Below are 18993 nucleotides of genomic sequence, written 5' to 3'. Positions count from 1 at the left end.
GAACCAAATTGGGCCATATTCTTTTAATTGTCATCAAAAATATCGGACAGAAGGTTTTCTGTCCGATATTTGCATATGGCCAAAATTAAAGATCAAGTGAAATTAGCAGCAGTTGATATTGGCTCAAACGCCATACGTTTACAGATCACAAATGTATTTTTCTATCAAGGGAGACACACTTTTAAAAAAGTAGAATATCTCCGATTCCCACTTCGATTGGGCAAAGATGTTTTTTTGCATAGTGAAATCAGCCCGACAAACCGTAAGAAGTTTATAAAACTGATGGGAGCATATAAAACCTTGATCGACTTGTACGAAGTTGACCACTATATGGTCTGTGCAACTTCAGCCATGCGTGAATCGAAAAATGGGGAAGAAATTGCCCAACAGGTGTCTGATGAAATCGGATTATCCATCACTATCATTGATGGCGATAGGGAGGCTGAACTTATTGACCGCGCGCTTTGGTCGTACATTGATCATAAGACATACCTGCATATCGATGTGGGCGGAGGGAGTACGGAACTCAATATCTACAAAAAGGCGCAAAAAATTGCGAGTAAATCATTCGCATTGGGTTCAGTCAGAACACTGAATGACAATGCCTCTCTTTCCATGGAGACTGAATTAATCCATTTTATCTCGCAACATTTACATAAAGAACAGAGCGTAACTTGTATAGGAACTGGAGGAAATATCAATAAAATTATGGAACTGTCCAAGCCCCGGAAAAATAAACGTTTCTTAGACCTAACGACCATTAGAACTATTCAGACACGGCTCGAGGGTTATAGCTTCGAAGAAAGAGTACATCTGCTCAATCTAAATGAAGACCGGGCAGATGTAATTATTCCCGCATCCAAAATTTATCTTACGGCTATGTCGGCTGCAAATTCAAATCGTATGATTGTGCCTGACGTTGGATTGAAAGACGGGGTAATGCATTACCTATTCGATCAGGCCAATAAACAATTTAACCCGTCAATTCAGCCTAATCAATAAGTTTTACATCGGTGATCATTTCAGGGGTAAGGTTGAAAAACTTCTCATGGATATTAAACGGTTCCTCATTCGACTCTGTCTGCTTGCTGACATAGGTTCCATCTTCCTGCATGCGATACGCATTGACGTTGTCTTTCAAATTGTAGGCCAAGATATTCATTAGCTGCTTTTCTAAAATAGGCGTTTCGATCCGAAACAGAGACTCCAACCGCTTGTCAAAACTTCTCACCATAGCATCAGCACTACCCACATAGGTTCGGGAATTTCCGTTGTTGTGAAAGTGATAAATCCTCGAATGTTCCAGAAAATCCCCGACGATTGATAGAACTTCAATATTTTCACTTAGCCCCATTCGGCCTGGCCTCAAGCAGCATATGCCCCTAATGATAAGTTTTATCAAAACACCGGCTTGTGAAGCCCGATAAAGTGCATAGATGAATTCGGAATCTTCAAGAGAATTCAATTTGATGAAAATCCCCGAGGGCAGTCCTTTCCTAGCGTGTTCGGCCTCTTCTTCTATAAACTCAATCAATTTCTTCCTCATCTCACGAGGGGAAGTGAGCAAGTTTTTATAGGTCGTTGGCAGGGAATGTCCGGTGATTACATTGAAGAATTCCGAAACGTCATTGGCAAGCACTTCATTGGTGGTCAGCAGACCTATATCCGTGTAAATTCTGGAAGTCTCTTCATTGTAATTTCCAGACCCCAAATGTACATACCGGGTCACTTGATTTTCGTCCTTTTTCACAATCAGCATTAGCTTGGTGTGTGTCTTCAGGTTAGTAACCCCATAAATGACGAAACAACCAGCCTTTTGAAGCCGTTTGGCTTCCCGCATATTGTTTTCTTCATCGAACCTGGCCTTTACCTCAAATAGAACGGACACGTGTTTCCCGTTTTCAACGGCTCGCAAAAGTGCTCCTACAATCCTGGAATTTTTTGCCAATCGGTAGATGGTCATCTTAATCGCCATGACACTGGGATCATCCACAGCCTTTTCCAACAAAACCATGATTGGCTCTATGCTGTTGTAAGGGTGGTGAAGCAAAATATCCTTGTTTTTTAATACCTGAAAGATATCCTCTGTAGCTGCATCGGGATATGAAAGTGGCGGTACCGGATTAGGTGGTGAGGGTATCTTTTCCTTAAACCTTTTGTTACCGATCATCTGCCAAAGCCCTGTAAAATCCATCAGGCTTTTTCTTGAAATCCTAAAGATGCTATCATCATTGATTACCCAACGTTCCTTCAACAAATTGATCATCCACTTGCTGTATCCCTCCTCAATTTCGATTTTTACCACTCGGCCAGTCTTCCGTTCATTGAGCTTTCGCTTTACCTCTTCCAAAAAATTGGAGTCCATATCTTCACTTTCCTCTAACGTAAAATCGCCATTTCGAGTAATCCTAAAAAGGTTGACAGACTCAATATTGACATTTCTAAAAAGCGAAAAAATATGCTCACGGATAACTTCCTCGATGGGAATGAATATCATCACATTCTCTCGCTCCAACTCAAAAAACCGGGGAATATTGGAAGGAATCTGAACAAAAGACAGCTTTCGGTTATCTTTTTTATCTCCCTCGTTGATAGTTATGACTCCAAAAATCAGCAATTTGTTCATCAAGATAGGAAAGGTATGGTATCCATCAAACACCATAGGAGTCAACATGGGGTAGACGGCTTTGAAAAAATACTCTTTAATGGCTTGCTGTTCCTCAGGTTGAAGATTCTTTACATTGCTGAGGATAAAACCAGCTTCTTCAGTCTTTGGCAATAATTCTTTCAAAAAATGTTCCTGCAGCCGTACGTGAAAATTCTGACACTCAACCATCAGTTTCATTTTGAACGCGTCCTCCCTCAAACCGGAATAGTCTACCCGCACCTTGTCATAATCCAGGTAATTATAAAGTGATCCTACCCGGATCATGAAAAATTCATCCAAATTAGAGGCTGTTATAGCCAAAAACTTAAATTTCTCAAATATATTCCTTGTGTCTTTCAGGATCTGATCAAATACCCGTTCATTAAACTTCAACCAGCTCAAGTCCCTACTAATCAAATCACTACTATATATAATCTCTTCTATTTTATCGGGTTGGATCATTTTATTTTAGTTAAATCCTGTTATGGATGATGTAATTTTAATAAAATAATCAGAGAAAAAAAAAGGGGCATTTAGCCCCTATCTTATATTTGCTCCTGATTATCAGGTATCAATCTTGGCATATTTTGCATTCTTTTCAATAAATTCTCTTCTCGGAGCGACTTCATCACCCATCAATATACTGAAAAGGTGATCTGCCTCTGCGGCAGAGTCTATTGTCACCTGCTTTAAGGTACGGGTACTTGGGTCCATTGTGGTAGTCCAAAGCTGCTCAGGATTCATTTCACCGAGACCCTTATACCGCTGAATCCCAACGCTCTCCACCTTGCCATCCGGGGCAAGTTCTTGGGTAACCACCTTACGTTGCTCTTCCGACCAACAATATCTCTCTTCCTTACCCCGCTTTAACAGGTAGAGGGGAGGTAGTGCTATATAGACATATCCCCTTTCGATCAATGTCCGCATATACCGGAAGAAAAGCGTCAATATCAACGTACGAATGTGCGAACCGTCAATGTCCGCATCCGTCATTATAATGATTTTGTGGTATCTCAGGTGGGAAAGATCAAGTTCCCTTTCATCGTTCATCGTGCCAATCTTAACTCCAAGCGCAGTAAGTATGTTCTTTATTTCGTCGTTGTCGTAAATTTTATGCTCCAGTGCCTTTTCCACGTTGAGAATTTTACCCTTTAGAGGTAAGATGGCTTGATAATCCCTGTCTCTTCCCTGCTTGGCAGACCCTCCTGCTGAGTCCCCTTCCACGAGGTACAACTCACATACCGTAGGGTCAGAATTGGCACAATCGGCAAGTTTTCCGGGTAGTCCACCACCTCCCAAAATGTTTTTTCGCTGCACCATTTCCCTGGCCTTCTTGGCTGCATGTCGCGCCTGAGCAGCCAATACTACCTTGCCAACTATGATTTTTGCTTCCTTTGGATGCTCTTCCAGCCAAGACTGGAGCGTCTCTGAAACAGCCCCATCTACCGCTCCAACCACATCGGAATTCCCCAGCTTGGTTTTTGTTTGCCCTTCAAACTGGGGTTCAGCGACCTTGACGGAAATTACCGCAGTTAGCCCTTCCCTAAAATCATCTCCGGCAATCTCCAACTTCACCTTGTCCAGCATGCCCGACTTGTCGGCGTAGGACTTCAAGGTTCTAGTCAACGCCCTTCTAAATCCGGAAACATGGCTTCCTCCTTCATACGTGTTGATCGTATTCACATAGGAAACTACATTTTCAGTATAAGAAGAGTTATAGCTCATCGCTACCTGTACAGGAACACCATTTTTCTCCGTTTCGATGTATATGGGTGAATCGATGATCTTTTGTTTGTTCTCGTCTAAGTATTCGACAAACTCCACCAAGCCCCCTTCCGAATAAAAATGATCCTTTCTGTAAGTCCCATCGTCTTCCTGTTCCCGTAAATCTTCCAAATGGATGCTTATCCCAGCATTAAGGAAAGACATTTCACGCATTCGGGTGGCTATGGTTTCATATTTGTATTCCGTTGCCTGGAAGATTTCATCATCCGGCTTGAAATGAATTGTGGTACCCCTCTTTTCGCTTGTTCCTATTTCCCGGACCGGATACTGAGGAACCCCCTTGCTATATTCCTGTTCGAAAACCTTTCCTCCACGATGGACAGTTGCCTTTAACATGATGGAAAGGGCATTAACACAGGATACACCTACTCCGTGAAGTCCTCCGGAAACTTTATAAGTGTCTTTGTCAAATTTACCCCCTGCGTGAAGAACCGTCATAACCACTTCCAAGGCTGATCTGTTTTCCTTCTCGTGGAAGTCGGTGGGAATTCCCCTACCGTTATCTTCAACAGTCACGGAGTTATCTTCATTAATCGTCACACGGATTGTGTCACAATGGCCTGCCAAGGCCTCATCAATGGAATTGTCAACCACCTCCCAAATCAGGTGATGTAACCCCCTAACACCAATGTCTCCGATGTACATGGCAGGTCGCTTCCTGACTGCCTCTAACCCTTCTAATACTTGGATGTTTTGGGCGGAATAATCACCCCTGTTTGATTCTTTTTCTTTACTCATGCGAAGTATCTACGGCAATCCTTTTGCTAAAAAGGACCATTTTTAAAAACTCAAATTATTTACAAAAATACAGAAAAAAAACCGAACTACATACCCTTATTTTTTCGATTGTCACTCCTATGATTTCATTTTTAGACACCTACCGCACAAAATCGAATGTGTAAAATATTATTCTGTAAATTTGTGTTATTTAATAATACCACATCACAAACCTCAACACGACGACACGTGTTTTATACTTGAAAACCAACTATATATTTACATTTGTTTAATATTATGTGTTTTTTTTTAAACAAATTTAATTCTGTTTTCTTATCTAGACAAGTTTTATAAATTTCACAAAATACATCAATAACCCCTCTAAAAACACGTTATGAATATTCCATTAGTAGCAGAAATTGTCGGTCTAGAAAAAATCATTAACACTGACCCGGTAGCCATTACCTTCTTTATAGGATATATGGCTATGTTTGCATCAGCCGTTTTCTTTTTAGTGGAAAGAAGTACAGTTGATGGTAAGTGGAAACTCTCGTTACTCGTCTCCGCCCTAATTACTGGTATCGCGGCCATCCATTACTATTACATGAGAGATTTCTATCTCCAAACTGGTCAAAGTCCTACGGCATTCAGATATGTGGATTGGACGCTGACAGTTCCTTTAATGTGCGTTGAATTCTATTTGTTGACCAAGCCGTTTGGTGCTAAAGGTGGTACCTTGTTCAAATTAATTCTTGCTTCTTTAGTCATGCTTGTCACAGGATACATAGGAGAAACTTCCGGTATCAGCAACAATATTCTTTGGGGCATTATATCTACTCTCGGCTATTTGTATATTGTATACGAGGTGTTTGCGGGTGATATAGCGAGGTTGACAAAAACTTCGGATAGTCCTGCGTTAGGAAGGGCTATGTTTCTTCTAAAAATATTCATCACCCTAGGGTGGTCGATTTATCCAATTGGATATATGGTTTTACCTGGAAATTTATTATCGGGTGCTTTTGCAGTGAGCAGTATAGATTTATTCTATAATCTTGCAGATGCCATTAATAAAATCGGATTTGGCTTGGTAATATACTATGTTGCTGTGTCAGAGTCTAGTAAGACAGTCGCAGTTGCCACCTCTTAAAAAACTATGGGTCCTGCTAAACGTGGGATCCATTTTACTTTTATCCGCTTATGGATTATGACATTGTAGTAACGGGATTAGGGTGTGCTGGACTGAGTTTTGTCTACCATTTATTGAATAGCCCCCTCAAAAATCAAAAAATTTTACTAATTGATAATGACCCAAAACAACAAAATGACCGTACCTGGTGCTACTGGTCGGAGGATCCATTAGAAATTCACCCAAGAACAGGACCCGTGATTTATTGGGATAAAATGTCAATTACAAACGGCCTGCATTCCGTTGATAAATCTCTCGGAAACCTGAAATATTACCAAATAAAATCTTCAGATTTTTACAACCATGTTCTTGCAAAAATCCGGGTCCAAAAAAACATAACTTGGATTCTAGACGCTGTGATCGATATCCCTATCATAAATGGGGCACCTGTGGTGAGAACGGGAAATCATGGGGTAATAAGAGGCACAAAGATCTTTAATTCAATACCGCTATCTTCTAAGTCAACAAAAAGATATTTAAAACAGGTGTTTGTAGGTTGGGAAATTGAGAGCAAAAATCCCTGTTTTGACCCAAAGACGGTAACATTAATGGATTTTGATTCATTAATAGACACAGAAACGGCCTTTGTGTATATTTTGCCGTTCAGTGAAAAACGAGGTTTGGTAGAGTACACCATTTTTACCAAAGAAACAAATATTGATAAAACGCAGCTTGAAGCAAAACTATCCTCATACATCAAAAACAAACTGGGAGTGGAGGATTATAAAATAAATTTTAGGGAAGAAGGAGCCATACCCATGTCTACAAAAAACAATTATAATCAACTTGACCATTCCGATTTGATTTTGTTGGGTTCCATTGCCGGCTGTACCAAACCTTCCACCGGCTACACATTCCACACTATTCAAAAACACAGCAAAAAAGTTGTTAACTCTCTAGTGAACAAGTCTCCTAGCAAAAATTTAAAGTGGAAGAGAAAGTTTCGATTCTCCTTTTACGATAACATTTTGCTCAATATAGCTTGTAAATGGCCAAACGAGTTACCACACTTATTTCAAGACTTATTCCAAAAAAATAAAGGAAGAGATATTTTACTTTTTCTAAATGAAGAGACTTCGTTTCTTCAGGAACTTTCCATTTTAATTCGGTTAAAATTCGAGGTTTTTATCAAATCCCTATTGAATTATGAAAGCCATTGAAGTTGTTGGAAAGGCATTAGGGATTCTAATAGGTTTGGGTTACCTGTGGTTAATACAAGAGAATGAAACGTTACTTTGGGGATGGTTTCTACTTGTGATGGCTTCGTTGGGTATTCCCCATGGGGCTATTGATCATCTTCTTTACCACAAAAAAGCAGGTGGCAAAAGTGGGTTACAAAAATTCATTTTTTTTTACCTTGGCATCATGCTTATCTATTTAGTTTGCTGGGTTTATTTGCCGATTACATCCCTGATTCTTTTTTTGATTATGTCAGCCTATCATTTTGGACAGGCTAACTTCATCCCGATAAAGGTGGAAAACAATAAATACATATTGTATTTATGTACGGGGTTCTATTTTCTTGCAGTTATCTTGTTTGGCGATTTTGATCGCACATCAGAAATTCTCCAACCTATGGTAGATATTCAGGTTATCCGCCCATATTCAGCCGTTTCGATTATTTCACTGTTTTTCTTGAGTTCCTTCTTTATCGCCCGGTTAACGTCGCAAAAAAAGTTCTTTTACATCATCGAAATGGTTGTCTTGGGGATTTGTCTATACCATATGCCCCTTTTGTTGGCATTTATCACTTATTTTGGCTTTTGGCATGCCTTTCCTAGTCTTATTGAAGAGTATTCAAGCCTAAGCTTTGATGGCAATAAAAACAAATTCCTGTTATTTGTAAAGCAACTCCTACCATTCTCATTAATCAGTATGTTCGGTATTTCTTTTATATTAATATTTCTTAATGACTGGCTGCCAGAGAGGGAACTTACATTGCTGTTTTTTGTCATGGTATCTTTGATATCCGCTCCCCACATTTGGGTTATGAACATGTTTTTAGAAGACCCATCCAAGCAGCACCTGCCCCTTTCTAAATAACAAAAACAATCTTGGTGGAGATTTCCATTACTTACTAATTTTAAACAGCATCAAAAACGGATCAGTACTGTCCTGAGCTCAACATGACTAGTGTGCAGGCGGATACGGTAGCAATTTGGTTTTCTTTAGCCAACGCCGACAGTTCGGGATTTTGGGTTCCCGGATTAAATATAATACGTTTTGGTTTTAATGACAAAATATAATCATACCATTCCGGCTGATTTTTCGCGGAAATATACAAGGTAACGGTATCCACCTCATCAATTGAGAGTTTTTCCTTCAAGTCCAAAATCTTCTCTCCAAATACCTCACCTGTTTTGATTCCTACCGGAACAAATGGAATATCTTGTTCGTGAAGCATTTGAGCTGCTGCATAAGCATACCTGCTTTGATTGGGTGAAGCTCCAAGTATAACTGTTTTTTTTTCCTGCATTATTTTTTATTTATTCGCGGTCACTCCGCTGTTTTTTTTTATATAGCTCAATGAGTCTCTCAGCGCAGCGCTCACCGTCCATGGCCGCTGAGACGATTCCGCCGGCATATCCGGCTCCCTCACCGCAGGGAAACAGCCTTTTAATTTGCGGATGCTCTAGAGTATCCTTTTCCCGTGGTATCCTGACCGGAGATGATGTACGGCTTTCTATACCGATAAGCTGCGCTTCATTAGTATAATACCCCCTCATTTTATTGTTAAATAATCCAAGGGCCTGTTTCAATCTAGCGGAGATAAACTCTGGCAAAACCCTGTCCATGGATACAGATACAATTCCGGGTTGGTAAGACGTGGGAAGCAAACTGTCACTTACTTTCCCGTTTACAAAATCAACCATCCGTTGGGCCGGCGCTTGCTGAGTTCTCCCTCCAACCTCCCAAGCCCGCTGTTCGATTTCCTGCTGAAAGATCATCCCGGCGAGGGGGCCGTGTTTTTGATAGGCCGCAAGATCTTCCAACTCTACGGCAACAACCATACCTGAATTAGCAAATTTGCCATCCCTCCTACTTGGGCTCATTCCGTTGACTACGATCTCCCCGGGTGAGGTGGCCGCCGGAACGATAAATCCTCCAGGACACATGCAGAAGGAAAAGACACCGCGCTGGAGTTGGTCGTGTTGGGTTTGCTGAACCAGCGAATAAGAGGATGGGGGCAGATAGGGGCCTCGATCGGTGGGGCAGTGATATTGAATCTGGTCTATCAGTTTTTGTTGGTGCTCTATCCTTACGCCAAGTGCAAAAGGTTTGGCCTCAATTTGTACATTACGACGGCTCAGTAGGTGAAAGATGTCCCTTGCGGAATGGCCTGTTGCTAAAATAACTCCCAGTCCAAGAAATTTTTCACCGGAGGAACAAACAACTCCTTTGATTTCATCTCCCTCAAGGATAAAATCATCCACCCGCATGTCAAAATACACCTCACCTCCCGCATCCAGTATAGATTGGCGCAGCGCTGTCACTAATTGGGGCAATTTGTTTGTCCCGATGTGGGGATGAGCATCCACGAGGATTTCCTCGGTGGCTCCATGAGCAACAAAAATCTCCATGATTCGGCGGACATCCCCACGTTTCTTTGAACGGGTATACAGCTTTCCATCTGAGTAGGTCCCTGCCCCTCCTTCTCCAAAGCAGTAATTTGACTCCGGATTTACCAGGTGCTCTTTATTGATCGCTGCCAAATCCCTTCGCCGGGCCCTCACGTCTTTTCCCCGCTCCACAACAATGGGTTTAATCCCCAACTCAATGGCCCGCAATGCAGCAAACATACCGGCAGGTCCTGCACCCACGATTACGATCGGATCTGCTTGGCTTACGTTTGGGTAGGATTTCCCTGCGTGGATTAGTGGGGTTGGCGGTTCGTTGATAAAAATCTCAGCAGATACATTGACTTTAACATCCCTGCCTCTTGCGTCAATGGATCTTTTGGTCTGCCGGATAAAAACATCGTCTACATCTGGAGAAATACCCACGCGCTCCCTAACCGATTGGTGGAAACTTGGTGGGTCAAAAGCTTCCTTGGGAGATAGGGTAAGCTGAATTTCTTTTTTCATGGGTAAGGTAGTTATCCTTAAAGTAAAAGTGGCGTCAAATGGAACATATCTGATTGCCTGACTCTTTACCCATTTTTCCTATAAAAAGTTCAATCCTGTCCGGCGGAAAAAAAAATGGAATTAGTATCATATTCTAAATTAAATACTTAGATTAAATAAAAGTTTTCATTTAACAGATTTCGATATGTTAACTAACCCTACCCTCCGCCCTTTTGAATCGATAGGATTGTGTTTCAGCGGAGGTGGATACCGTGCGTCTGCCTTCTCTTTGGGGGTCCTTTCCTATCTGCAACAGAAGCACTTCGCCGATAGCATTCTCTTAGAAAAAGTAACGGCGATGAGCACTGTCAGCGGCGGAACGATTACCGGGGGATATTATGCTTCATGCCAGGCTAAGGGGATCCTTTTTTCTGAATTCTTCGACAATCTATATACCTTTCATTATAAAGATGAGCTGCTGAAGACAGCTCTTTGTTATATGGAAGAGGATGAGCTATGGAAATCTAACTCAAAAAAAAGATCGCTTATAAACGCTTTTGCCATAGCCTACGATACTCTGCTACAACCTGCGAACATGGGTGAACTTGATGAGTTAGCGGGTTCCCATCTGAAATATGTTTGTTTCAACGCCACTGATTTCTCCTTTGGCTTGGCTTTCCGCTTTCAAAACCTCGGTCTATTTGGCAACTATAGGCTTTATTGTGAAGAAATAGATCCATTCCGGGGAGGTATCCGTATCGCTGATGCAATTGCCGCCTCTTCTTGTTTCCCGATGGGGTTTGAGCCGATTATTTTCCCAGATGACTTCCGAAACGGCCAGCCGGTGGCCGCTTACCAAAATCTCAAGGAAAAACCGAATTTCCTAAATGGTGTTGGCATCATGGATGGTGGAATCGTGGACAACCAAGGTATAGGCAGCATGGTGAACATAAACAACTCCAACGACCCGGGCACTCCGTTGGATTTAATCATGGTCAATGATGTAGGCAGCTATATGATGCCACCCTGGCAGGAAGATCAAACCGACCTAGCCAAACATGGGAAAAAATCGCTGGAATCAGTTTTCAGCAATTTTTTAAAAGCCCTTAGTTTCAACAGGTACTACCTTATCACATTATTGAGTGGACTTTTATTGATCTTGGTCAATTCGATGGATTTGTTCTTTGGCAAACCTTGGCCGGGGATATACATAATCGGAGGAGTTTTGGCCGGAATGGGGGTTGTCTTGAGCGGATTTGGGATTTTCACCAGCCTAAGTGCCCGGTTTCTCAATTATTCCCTTCAAAACGTTTTTCGAAACAACATCCCTTCCGTGCTTTTATCCAACATACAAGGAATGGACACCCTAAGCGTATCTCTTATACGACGAATGCTTACTGAGAGGCTTTCTTCCACCTTTACTATGGTAAATTATATTTTTCTCCATCAACTACGAAGAATCAACTATAACTTCCTTTATGAAAACCCAAAAAATAAAAACCGACTCATCACCAATACAGTCTATGAATTAAACGGTGAGCATCAAAACCTTATCAAATCCGTCATAAATACAGGAATCTACGGGAAACATTGCGAAAGAATTAAAGAATCAGCACTCATTGCTTCCCAAATGCCTACAACCCTTTGGTGGGACGATAAAGACAGAAAATTAAACCGACTGGATAACTTAGTTGCCTGCGGCCAATTCACAACCTGCTATAATCTGATGAAATACATCGATGAATTGCCGGAAGAAGTCCAATATAATAAAGATATTCAAGATTTGTTACGACAACTGAAATCCGATTGGGAAAAATTCAAACAGAATCCCCGATTTATGGTGGACGAAATCAAGCCAAGGTAAAAGAATTATCGGTAGAATTATTACAACCAATTATCCCTAAATCGTCCCGAAAACCTCTTCCTCTACCCAACTTTTTCCCCAATTTTCTATCTCGCTCCCACTCCACAACTCGGGGTAGAATATAACCTTTTGAAAGCGGGGCGGGAGGTATTTTTGCCAATTGGTGCCACCGGTAGCGGCTATATCTTTGGGGTCCTTTTGGAGATATTTGACAGCAGACTTATAGTGGGCAAGCGGCCAAAAAACATTGGCTTTCAGATCCAACTCCCGCATCAGTTTGGTCAGTTCTTCGTCTTTCGCCTCCAAATAAAGGTACTTTTTCCAGAGGTTTCTCTTTCGGAAAGAAGCGATCAGTTCTTTCAGCTCTACACCATATTTTTTCTCAAATGACTTCAAGGTCAAAGTTTTTTCACCAGAAGCTAGCTCCGTTGCGCCATATTGCCAATAAAGGATATTAAACAGGGAATCGATGTTGGTAAGGTTGATATCTTTGTAATCCTCCCTCTCCCTCAAATGAACCAAGTTTTGGATATCTGTGCACATGATCTCAATCATCCGGTACTGGGCGCTCTGAAATCCGCTGGATGGTAGAAGTGACATTCGAAATTTCATAAATTGCTCCCTTTCCATTCCTTTGGACATCACCGCAAACGAAGATATCAGCAAGTCAAAATACATAATTACCCGCTTTAAGCGCTCCTTGAAATAACCTAACGGGAGATTTTCCACAGCTGCCAGCTGTTCGATTTCCCAAATAATAAGGTTAAAATACAGCTCGGTGATTTGGTGGTAAATAATGAAAATCCGTTCATCTTTAAAGGATGTACGTGGTTGCTGCAGAGTGAGCAGGGTGTCCAAATTAATATAGTCCCAATAATTCAGGTAGTCCGCATGGAGCAAACCCTCCAAATAAGACGAAAGGTCCTGTCCAGAGGACCGAAATTTTTCCTCAAGCTGTTTGATTTTCGCAATAATTTCCGGAGAGGGGTATTCCTGATCCATGGAAGACAATTTATTTTGACAGGTATTTGTTTGAAATTATTTCAACAACTTTCATCCGTGAAGTCTCCTTCCGGATCAACACTTTACAATACAACTTAAAACCGATGAGAATCCAATACGTTTACTTTACTAAACTGATTCGGAATTGGATTATCTAATTCCCGACCTTAGGCGGAGTAATTGCGTGTAAAATTCCATCATTTTACTTAATTTACCAAACATATGACCTCAATAGGCAAAAAACAGAAATCTTTAAAGTCGGACACGTTTGAAGGGGTGGATTTTTATCAACTGGATGAATTGTTTACGGAAGAGCAAAAACTAATCCGGGAATCAATCCGCTCATTTGTCAAGAAGGAAATCTCTCCCTATATAGAATCATGGGCACAAGAATCCTATTTCCCCTCGTCCATCGTGAAAATAATGGGTGACCAGGGAATTTTCGGTCCTCAGATTCCCAAAAATTATGGCGGAGGAGGATTGGATTACACCGCATATGGATTAATGATGCAGGAACTGGAGCGGGGCGACTCAGGTATGCGATCGACGGCATCCGTACAGGGATCTCTAGTCATGTATCCCATATATGCATTTGGATCAGAGGAGCAAAAAAGCAGCCTTCTTCCCAGGCTGGCATCTGGGGAAATTCTGGGGTGTTTTGGACTAACGGAACCCAACCACGGTTCCAATCCATCTGGAATGACGACTAATTTTAAAGATATGGGTGACCACTACCTGCTCAATGGAGCCAAAATGTGGATTTCAAACGCTCCGCAGGCTGACCTCGCTGTCGTCTGGGCGAAAAACGAGGAAGGAAGAATCCATGGCTTGCTTGTGGAGCGGGGTATGGAAGGATTTTCCACTCCAGAAACCCACAACAAATGGTCCCTTCGCGCTTCATGTACCGGGGAACTAGTGTTCGATGAAGTAAAGGTCCCGAAAAAAAACCTTCTTCCGGGAAAAAGTGGACTCGGTGCTCCGCTAATGTGTTTGGATTCGGCTCGTTTCGGTATCTCCTGGGGAGCGGTAGGTGCTGCTATGGATTGCTATGAAACAGCCAAAAATTATGCGTTGGAGCGGATACAGTTTGGTAAGTCAATCGCATCATTTCAATTGACTCAAAAAAAGCTTTCTGAAATGCTGACTGAGATCACCAAATCACAATTACTTAATTGGCGTCTTGGGAAATTGATGGAAGAAGGCAAGGCAACTACTGCCCAGATATCCATGGCAAAGCGAAACAATGTCGCCATGGCGCTGCAAGTCGCCAGGGAGGCGAGACAGATCTTAGGTGGGATGGGTATTACCGGAGAATATAGTATTATGCGCCATATGATGAATCTTGAATCCGTAGTCACCTATGAAGGTACCCACGACATCCATCTGCTAATACTCGGACAGGAAATCACCGGCATTTCGGCTTTTAGTTGATCCTGCTTTTGATCTTAACCGTTCGGGTGGGCCATAGCGGATCATTGCTGAATATGGTTACTGTCCTATGATCAATTCCTTTTCTACCCTTCGGATCGAAAGTAACCGTAAGGTCCATTTTTTCTCCAGGTTCCATTCTTTCTTTAGGGACAATAAGGCTTACACAATCACAGTTGGAGATAATCTTTCGGATATCAAGTGGTTGGCCACCCTTATTTTCCAGTGTAATTAGGCGGGATATCACCAAGTTGCTTTTAATTTTGTTTAGGTCAATTTCCATTTCCTTAATTTCAAGTCGGGGGACATTGTCCTTTTCTGCATAGGGTACAGGCTCAAAGTACTCATGAATGGTAGCCAATACCTGAACGGGCAGCTCCTTTTTTTCGTCAGAAAGCAAAGCCAGTTTTATAGTTTCATCGAAGAAACCCAGATCATCCTTTGCCTTTGCATCATAAACTAATTCGAGCACTCCCCTGGTTTTCGCAGTAACTACTGCGGGAATAAGCTTTGCCTTTATATAGGTAGGTAAATCCCTCTGTATTTGATTGAGTTGAACAGGGTAATCTCCGAAATTGAAAAAATCGACATGCTTTATTTTTGGTTCGTTGGTAAAAATCTGCCCCAAGTTAACTACATCAAGCTTGAACCCAAGTCCGGCCTTTTCAATGGCGTAATGAGCTGTTGCGCTCGCTGGAAGGGGCACATTAAACCCTTCCACAATGAGCGTATCAATGTAGGGTTCCACATTGGTCTTTACCAATATCATCTTGGCAAACTCCCCTCCCCTAGACTGTGGGTCAAAGTTAATCACAACCTTTCCCTTCTCATTTTGAAGCAGGGTATCCCGGGAATATTCCGCTGTGGTACACCCGCATTCCGTAATAATCTCTTCAACTACCAACCGTTGATTAGTCCGATTCGTGAAATTAAAAGCAGCTTGTACATGCCCATTCTCCTCTAAGACCGATCCCAAGTTAATTACCCTTTTTTCCCACGCAAGCAAGGGGGATTCAACATCCTGACTGTTAGCAGGAAAACACGAAAACAGCGTCAATATAAACAGGTAGGAAAAGATAGGTGAAAGCTTCATAGGTACAAATAACGTTAAAATCACGACGAATAATGTGTTTAATTATTTAATTTGCGTCAAAAAACTTACCAATGGCACGTGTACTTACTGGAATTCAAAGTTCGGGAAAACCTCATTTGGGAAATATATTGGGAGCTATCCTCCCTGCCATCAATTTGGCTAAGGAAGATGCCAACGAATCATTTATTTTCATAGCCGACCTCCATTCCCTGACCACCGTCAAAGAGGGGCCGCAACGGGAAGAGAATGTCCGTGCGGTAGCTGCGGCATGGCTGGCATTTGGGCTGAATGTGGAGCGAACCGTTTTTTACAGGCAATCCCGCATCCCCGAAGTCACAGAGCTTACGTGGTATTTGAGCTGCTTCACCCCTTTTCCCATGCTTGCCAACGCGCATAGCTTCAAGGATAAAGCCGATAGGCTGGCAGATGTAAACGCAGGTTTGTTTATCTATCCGGTATTGATGGCATCAGACATATTGATGTACGATGCCCATATTGTGCCCGTTGGCAAAGACCAGCTTCAGCATCTGGAAATCACCAGAGACATCGCCAGTGCGTTTAACAACCGGTTTGAGGAAGAAATGCTACTTCTCCCAGAACCCCGTATCAGTGAGGAGGTCATGATCATTCCCGGTACTGACGGAAAAAAAATGAGTAAATCCTACAGCAATTACATCGATATATTTTTGCCAGAAAAGGAACTTAAGAAAAATGTGAACGGCATCATAACCGACAGCACTGCGCTGGAAGACCCTAAGGACCCCGATACCTGTACGGTATTCAAACTATTCAGCCTAATTGCCGAAAAAGATCAAACGGCTGATTTACGAAAAAAATACCTGGCGGGAAATTTCGGCTACGGACATGCCAAAAAAGAATTACTTCAATTGATTCTGGAAAAGTATGCTAAAGAGCGTAGGCTTTATGATCATTATATGAGCAATCCAGCAGAACTTAACCAGATACTTGAGGAAGGAGAAGCGAAGGCAAGAGATGTTGCCTTTAAGGTGCTTGGTAGGGTAAGGAGGAAGTTGGGGTTTAGATGATTTTTTGATATTTGTGGATATTGGGGATGGAAATATGGTGGAAATATGGTAGAAATAAAGCCTTCTGCTGAAATATTGGATACTTGTTGATACTGGCTATTGATTGATATTGGATGTTAATTAGTATTGGATATTTATTTGATATAGGGAATCGAAATACAATTGAAATCGGAGCGAAGCGAAGACCCTGATTATCGTAGCGGTTCAGGGTATGGCCTAGCGGCCGAAATATAGTTGAAATAATATTTACGGCCGATAACGGAACGTAATGGAGATCCACAGAACAAAACGGTTTTGGGATGTTGGATTTGTGGTTATTACGAAGGTGGAAATCAGCGTTTAAATTCCGAGAATGTCAGGGACTAGCCTTTGCTGAAATATTTTTGAGAACAGATATTAATTTAGAGTAAAAAAGCATCTCAAAAGACGGAACCGATCGCCCTCCCCTTTAGGGTGAGGGAAGGGGTGGGGCATTTGCGGAGCGATAACTGGATATGACGAACGATGATTTATATTGGTAATCATAACTTTTGGCCGCAATTGATTATTTTCCCACTACTTCCTTAATAGCCTCCAAATATCCGAACCCATGGCCTTCGGTGGGTTCGATGTGGTTTCCTTCGAGGTATTCATTCCAGCAGCAGATCATAATTGTGTTTCCGTTGCTGGGACGGTTTGACTCGGACACCTCTTTAGCCTCAGCCAATTTCGCCCTAAAGGTTGCTTTGGTGCTAATTACCTTGTCCTTGGCAGGCTCACTGGGAAATCCGCTGGGTTGAGGCCAGGTTCCCCCTGCCGGTCTACGGTCCCAGCCCATGGCCACAGGTACCTGGTATTCAAATTCCGTATCAGGGCGAAAAAATGTACTCCACCTATCCCAGTGGCCCCGGTAGGTCTGACGCATGTCGTCATAACTTTTATTGTCCCGGTTCATATAGATATGATACACATATCCAGTCATCCCCTCAAAGCCCATTCCTTTCAATCGGGGCACATATTCTTGCATCAACATTTGCCCACCATACTCCCCACCCAGCCAGGGGCGATTGGGATCTTTCGCTTTCCAGGTAGTAGGCATTCCGTACGCCCTTTGCTCCTGCCGCATCACCCCTGAAGTGACGGCTACAAATTTGATTCCCGGCAACCCCGATTTCTTCGCCAATCCAGTAGACCGTTCTAGCAGTTCTTTTAGGGTTACTCCGTAAAACGACGCCCTAGCTTCCGTATCGTGAGGAAAGTACATATACATAATCGGCCTTCCTGTCTCATCCTTCAGATAATCATCCCGCAGAAAGTATTTTTGAATCCAAAGGAGGGTAATTTTATCGTGCACCTGTAGATAGGCTTCCTTATCGGGCTTTTCCCCGGGATAATTTGCTTTACTGGAAAGAGTCCCTGGAGACCCTAATTTCAGCCAATCGTTCCATCTATGGTCGCTATCATCTGTCCAACTAAGGGCAAATTTTATCCGCTTCGTAGCCGGAAGTTTAGCATTCTCCTCCAATAGTACTTTCAATTGTGATTCCCACTGTTCGACTCCGGGCACTTTCACCCTCCCCGACCGCTGCGAATCCACGGGCCAGCCTTTTGGATAAAATATGGATGATTGGGGAGCATAATCCAGGTGATAGTAGTAATGCCTTCCAAAAAACCATTTATATACAAAAAAATCAATCCCGTAGTCTTTCATATACTGGATTTGTTTCCTCGCCACCTCAGGGTCATCTCTTTTATAAAATCCTTTAAGGCTGACATGGGGCTTTTTGTCCAAAAAAGGTCCTTCATAGGGATATTGCCGGTTGAAAATCCTGCCATTATTTCCCCAGCTTGAGGGATCTTTCAAAAATGCACAGTCTCCCCTTCCTTGTAGGCAGGACCAAAAACTGTCCACATCCACTCCGGGATCGGAAGAGGTGTTCCACGAGGGCATAAAAAACACGCCTATTTGAGTACGCTGTTTCATGTCCGTGGATATTCTTTGACCAGCGTTAGCAGGAATAGATGTGGAAGTTGAGGTCGATTGTTGGGTTAAAGATACTCCATCCATTTCCGACTCCATACTTATGTTGGCTGGCGGTCGGCTACAAGCATACAGGATGATTCCCAAAACGATGACCCTACCAAAAAATAAAAACCTTTTACTCATATGCTTACCAAGTCT

At 42.3% G+C, this 18993-nt stretch carries 14 protein-coding genes; 7 read left to right on the top strand and 7 right to left on the bottom strand.

Features of this window, described 5'->3' with window-relative positions; all coding sequences use genetic code 11:
• Positions 1-96 precede the first annotated feature (96 nt).
• Positions 97-1002, top strand: a complete 906-nt coding sequence (locus FQ608_RS21430) for a Ppx/GppA phosphatase family protein (protein ID WP_158860545.1) — start codon at positions 97-99, stop codon at positions 1000-1002.
• On the opposite strand, the gene ppk1 is transcribed toward FQ608_RS21430, so the two are convergent.
• On the bottom strand, positions 992-3109 hold the full coding sequence (gene ppk1 / locus FQ608_RS21425; RefSeq protein WP_158860544.1) for a polyphosphate kinase 1: 2118 nt from the start codon (positions 3107-3109) through the stop codon (positions 992-994). The genes FQ608_RS21430 and ppk1 overlap by 11 nt on opposite strands.
• Before the next feature lie 102 nt (positions 3110-3211).
• Positions 3212-5170 (bottom strand): DNA topoisomerase (ATP-hydrolyzing) subunit B, encoded by a 1959-nt coding sequence (gene gyrB, locus FQ608_RS21420; protein ID WP_158860543.1) that lies wholly within the window; start codon positions 5168-5170, stop codon positions 3212-3214.
• Between the two features lie 373 nt (positions 5171-5543).
• Here gyrB and FQ608_RS21415 point away from each other — a divergent pair, with 373 nt between their 5' ends.
• The 3 genes from FQ608_RS21415 to FQ608_RS21405 are packed head-to-tail and all read left to right on the top strand — an operon-like array spanning position 5544 to position 8378.
• The gene (locus FQ608_RS21415; protein ID WP_158860542.1) at positions 5544-6296 is read left to right on the top strand and encodes a bacteriorhodopsin; all 753 of its coding nucleotides are present in this window, start codon (positions 5544-5546) and stop codon (positions 6294-6296) included.
• A 50-nt stretch (positions 6297-6346) separates the two neighbouring features.
• Positions 6347-7495, top strand: coding sequence for a lycopene cyclase family protein (locus tag FQ608_RS21410; RefSeq protein ID WP_158860541.1), 1149 nt, complete (start codon positions 6347-6349; stop codon positions 7493-7495).
• Positions 7482-8378 (top strand): Brp/Blh family beta-carotene 15,15'-dioxygenase, encoded by an 897-nt coding sequence (locus FQ608_RS21405; RefSeq protein WP_158860540.1) that lies wholly within the window; start codon positions 7482-7484, stop codon positions 8376-8378. Before FQ608_RS21410 ends, FQ608_RS21405 begins: the two co-directional genes overlap by 14 nt.
• Before the next feature lie 61 nt (positions 8379-8439).
• On the opposite strand, the gene FQ608_RS21400 is transcribed toward FQ608_RS21405, so the two are convergent.
• Together FQ608_RS21400 and FQ608_RS21395 are read right to left on the bottom strand one after the other, a co-directional pair.
• Entirely contained in the window at positions 8440-8811 is a 372-nt protein-coding gene (locus tag FQ608_RS21400; RefSeq protein ID WP_158860539.1) for a CoA-binding protein, read from the bottom strand.
• Between the two features lie 10 nt (positions 8812-8821).
• Positions 8822-10420 carry an NAD(P)/FAD-dependent oxidoreductase gene (locus FQ608_RS21395; protein ID WP_158860538.1) on the bottom strand — a complete coding sequence of 533 codons (1599 nt, stop codon included), beginning with the start codon at positions 10418-10420 and terminating at the stop codon, positions 8822-8824.
• Between the two features lie 184 nt (positions 10421-10604).
• On the opposite strand from FQ608_RS21395, the gene FQ608_RS21390 reads away from it, so the two are divergent.
• Positions 10605-12263: a patatin-like phospholipase family protein gene (locus tag FQ608_RS21390; RefSeq protein ID WP_158860537.1), complete on the top strand. Its 1659-nt coding sequence runs from the start codon at positions 10605-10607 to the stop codon at positions 12261-12263.
• 36 nt (positions 12264-12299) lie between these two features.
• Here the strand turns inward: FQ608_RS21390 and FQ608_RS21385 are convergent, their stop codons facing one another.
• Positions 12300-13265: a tryptophan 2,3-dioxygenase family protein gene (locus FQ608_RS21385; RefSeq protein ID WP_158860536.1), complete on the bottom strand. Its 966-nt coding sequence runs from the start codon at positions 13263-13265 to the stop codon at positions 12300-12302.
• 222 nt (positions 13266-13487) lie between these two features.
• Here FQ608_RS21385 and FQ608_RS21380 point away from each other — a divergent pair, with 222 nt between their 5' ends.
• Positions 13488-14696 carry an acyl-CoA dehydrogenase family protein gene (locus tag FQ608_RS21380; protein WP_158860535.1) on the top strand — a complete coding sequence of 403 codons (1209 nt, stop codon included), beginning with the start codon at positions 13488-13490 and terminating at the stop codon, positions 14694-14696.
• Here FQ608_RS21380 and FQ608_RS21375 read toward each other — a convergent pair.
• Positions 14689-15786, bottom strand: a complete 1098-nt coding sequence (locus tag FQ608_RS21375) for a DUF1573 domain-containing protein (RefSeq protein ID WP_158860534.1) — start codon at positions 15784-15786, stop codon at positions 14689-14691. The genes FQ608_RS21380 and FQ608_RS21375 overlap by 8 nt on opposite strands.
• Before the next feature lie 71 nt (positions 15787-15857).
• Here FQ608_RS21375 and trpS point away from each other — a divergent pair, with 71 nt between their 5' ends.
• On the top strand, positions 15858-16832 hold the full coding sequence (trpS, locus tag FQ608_RS21370) for a tryptophan--tRNA ligase (protein ID WP_158860533.1): 975 nt from the start codon (positions 15858-15860) through the stop codon (positions 16830-16832).
• 544 nt (positions 16833-17376) lie between these two features.
• Here the strand turns inward: trpS and FQ608_RS21365 are convergent.
• Positions 17377-18978, bottom strand: a complete 1602-nt coding sequence (locus tag FQ608_RS21365) for a glycoside hydrolase family 99-like domain-containing protein (protein WP_234364316.1) — start codon at positions 18976-18978, stop codon at positions 17377-17379.
• Positions 18979-18993 lie beyond the last annotated feature (15 nt).

It is taken from the genome of Lunatibacter salilacus, assembly GCF_009797935.1.
Classification (GTDB): domain Bacteria; phylum Bacteroidota; class Bacteroidia; order Cytophagales; family Cyclobacteriaceae; genus Lunatibacter; species Lunatibacter salilacus.
Note: the sequence above shows the minus strand (reverse complement) of the source record. Positions and strands in the feature narration are given on the sequence as shown.

Bases quoted from the DNA above. Each gene is read 5' to 3' on its own strand.
- FQ608_RS21390 (WP_158860537.1), top strand. From the start codon at position 10,605: ATGTTAACTAACCCTACCCTCCGCCCTTTTGAATCGATAGGATTGTGT.
- ppk1 (WP_158860544.1), bottom strand. From the start codon at position 3,109: ATGATCCAACCCGATAAAATAGAAGAGATTATATATAGTAGTGATTTG.
- FQ608_RS21395 (WP_158860538.1), bottom strand. From the start codon at position 10,420: ATGAAAAAAGAAATTCAGCTTACCCTATCTCCCAAGGAAGCTTTTGAC.
- trpS (WP_158860533.1), top strand. From the start codon at position 15,858: ATGGCACGTGTACTTACTGGAATTCAAAGTTCGGGAAAACCTCATTTG.
- FQ608_RS21410 (WP_158860541.1), top strand. From the start codon at position 6,347: ATGGATTATGACATTGTAGTAACGGGATTAGGGTGTGCTGGACTGAGT.
- FQ608_RS21400 (WP_158860539.1), bottom strand. From the start codon at position 8,811: ATGCAGGAAAAAAAAACAGTTATACTTGGAGCTTCACCCAATCAAAGC.
- FQ608_RS21415 (WP_158860542.1), top strand. From the start codon at position 5,544: ATGAATATTCCATTAGTAGCAGAAATTGTCGGTCTAGAAAAAATCATT.
- FQ608_RS21405 (WP_158860540.1), top strand. From the start codon at position 7,482: ATGAAAGCCATTGAAGTTGTTGGAAAGGCATTAGGGATTCTAATAGGT.
- gyrB (WP_158860543.1), bottom strand. From the start codon at position 5,170: ATGAGTAAAGAAAAAGAATCAAACAGGGGTGATTATTCCGCCCAAAAC.
- FQ608_RS21385 (WP_158860536.1), bottom strand. From the start codon at position 13,265: ATGGATCAGGAATACCCCTCTCCGGAAATTATTGCGAAAATCAAACAG.
- FQ608_RS21380 (WP_158860535.1), top strand. From the start codon at position 13,488: ATGACCTCAATAGGCAAAAAACAGAAATCTTTAAAGTCGGACACGTTT.
- FQ608_RS21375 (WP_158860534.1), bottom strand. From the start codon at position 15,786: ATGAAGCTTTCACCTATCTTTTCCTACCTGTTTATATTGACGCTGTTT.
- FQ608_RS21365 (WP_234364316.1), bottom strand. From the start codon at position 18,978: ATGAGTAAAAGGTTTTTATTTTTTGGTAGGGTCATCGTTTTGGGAATC.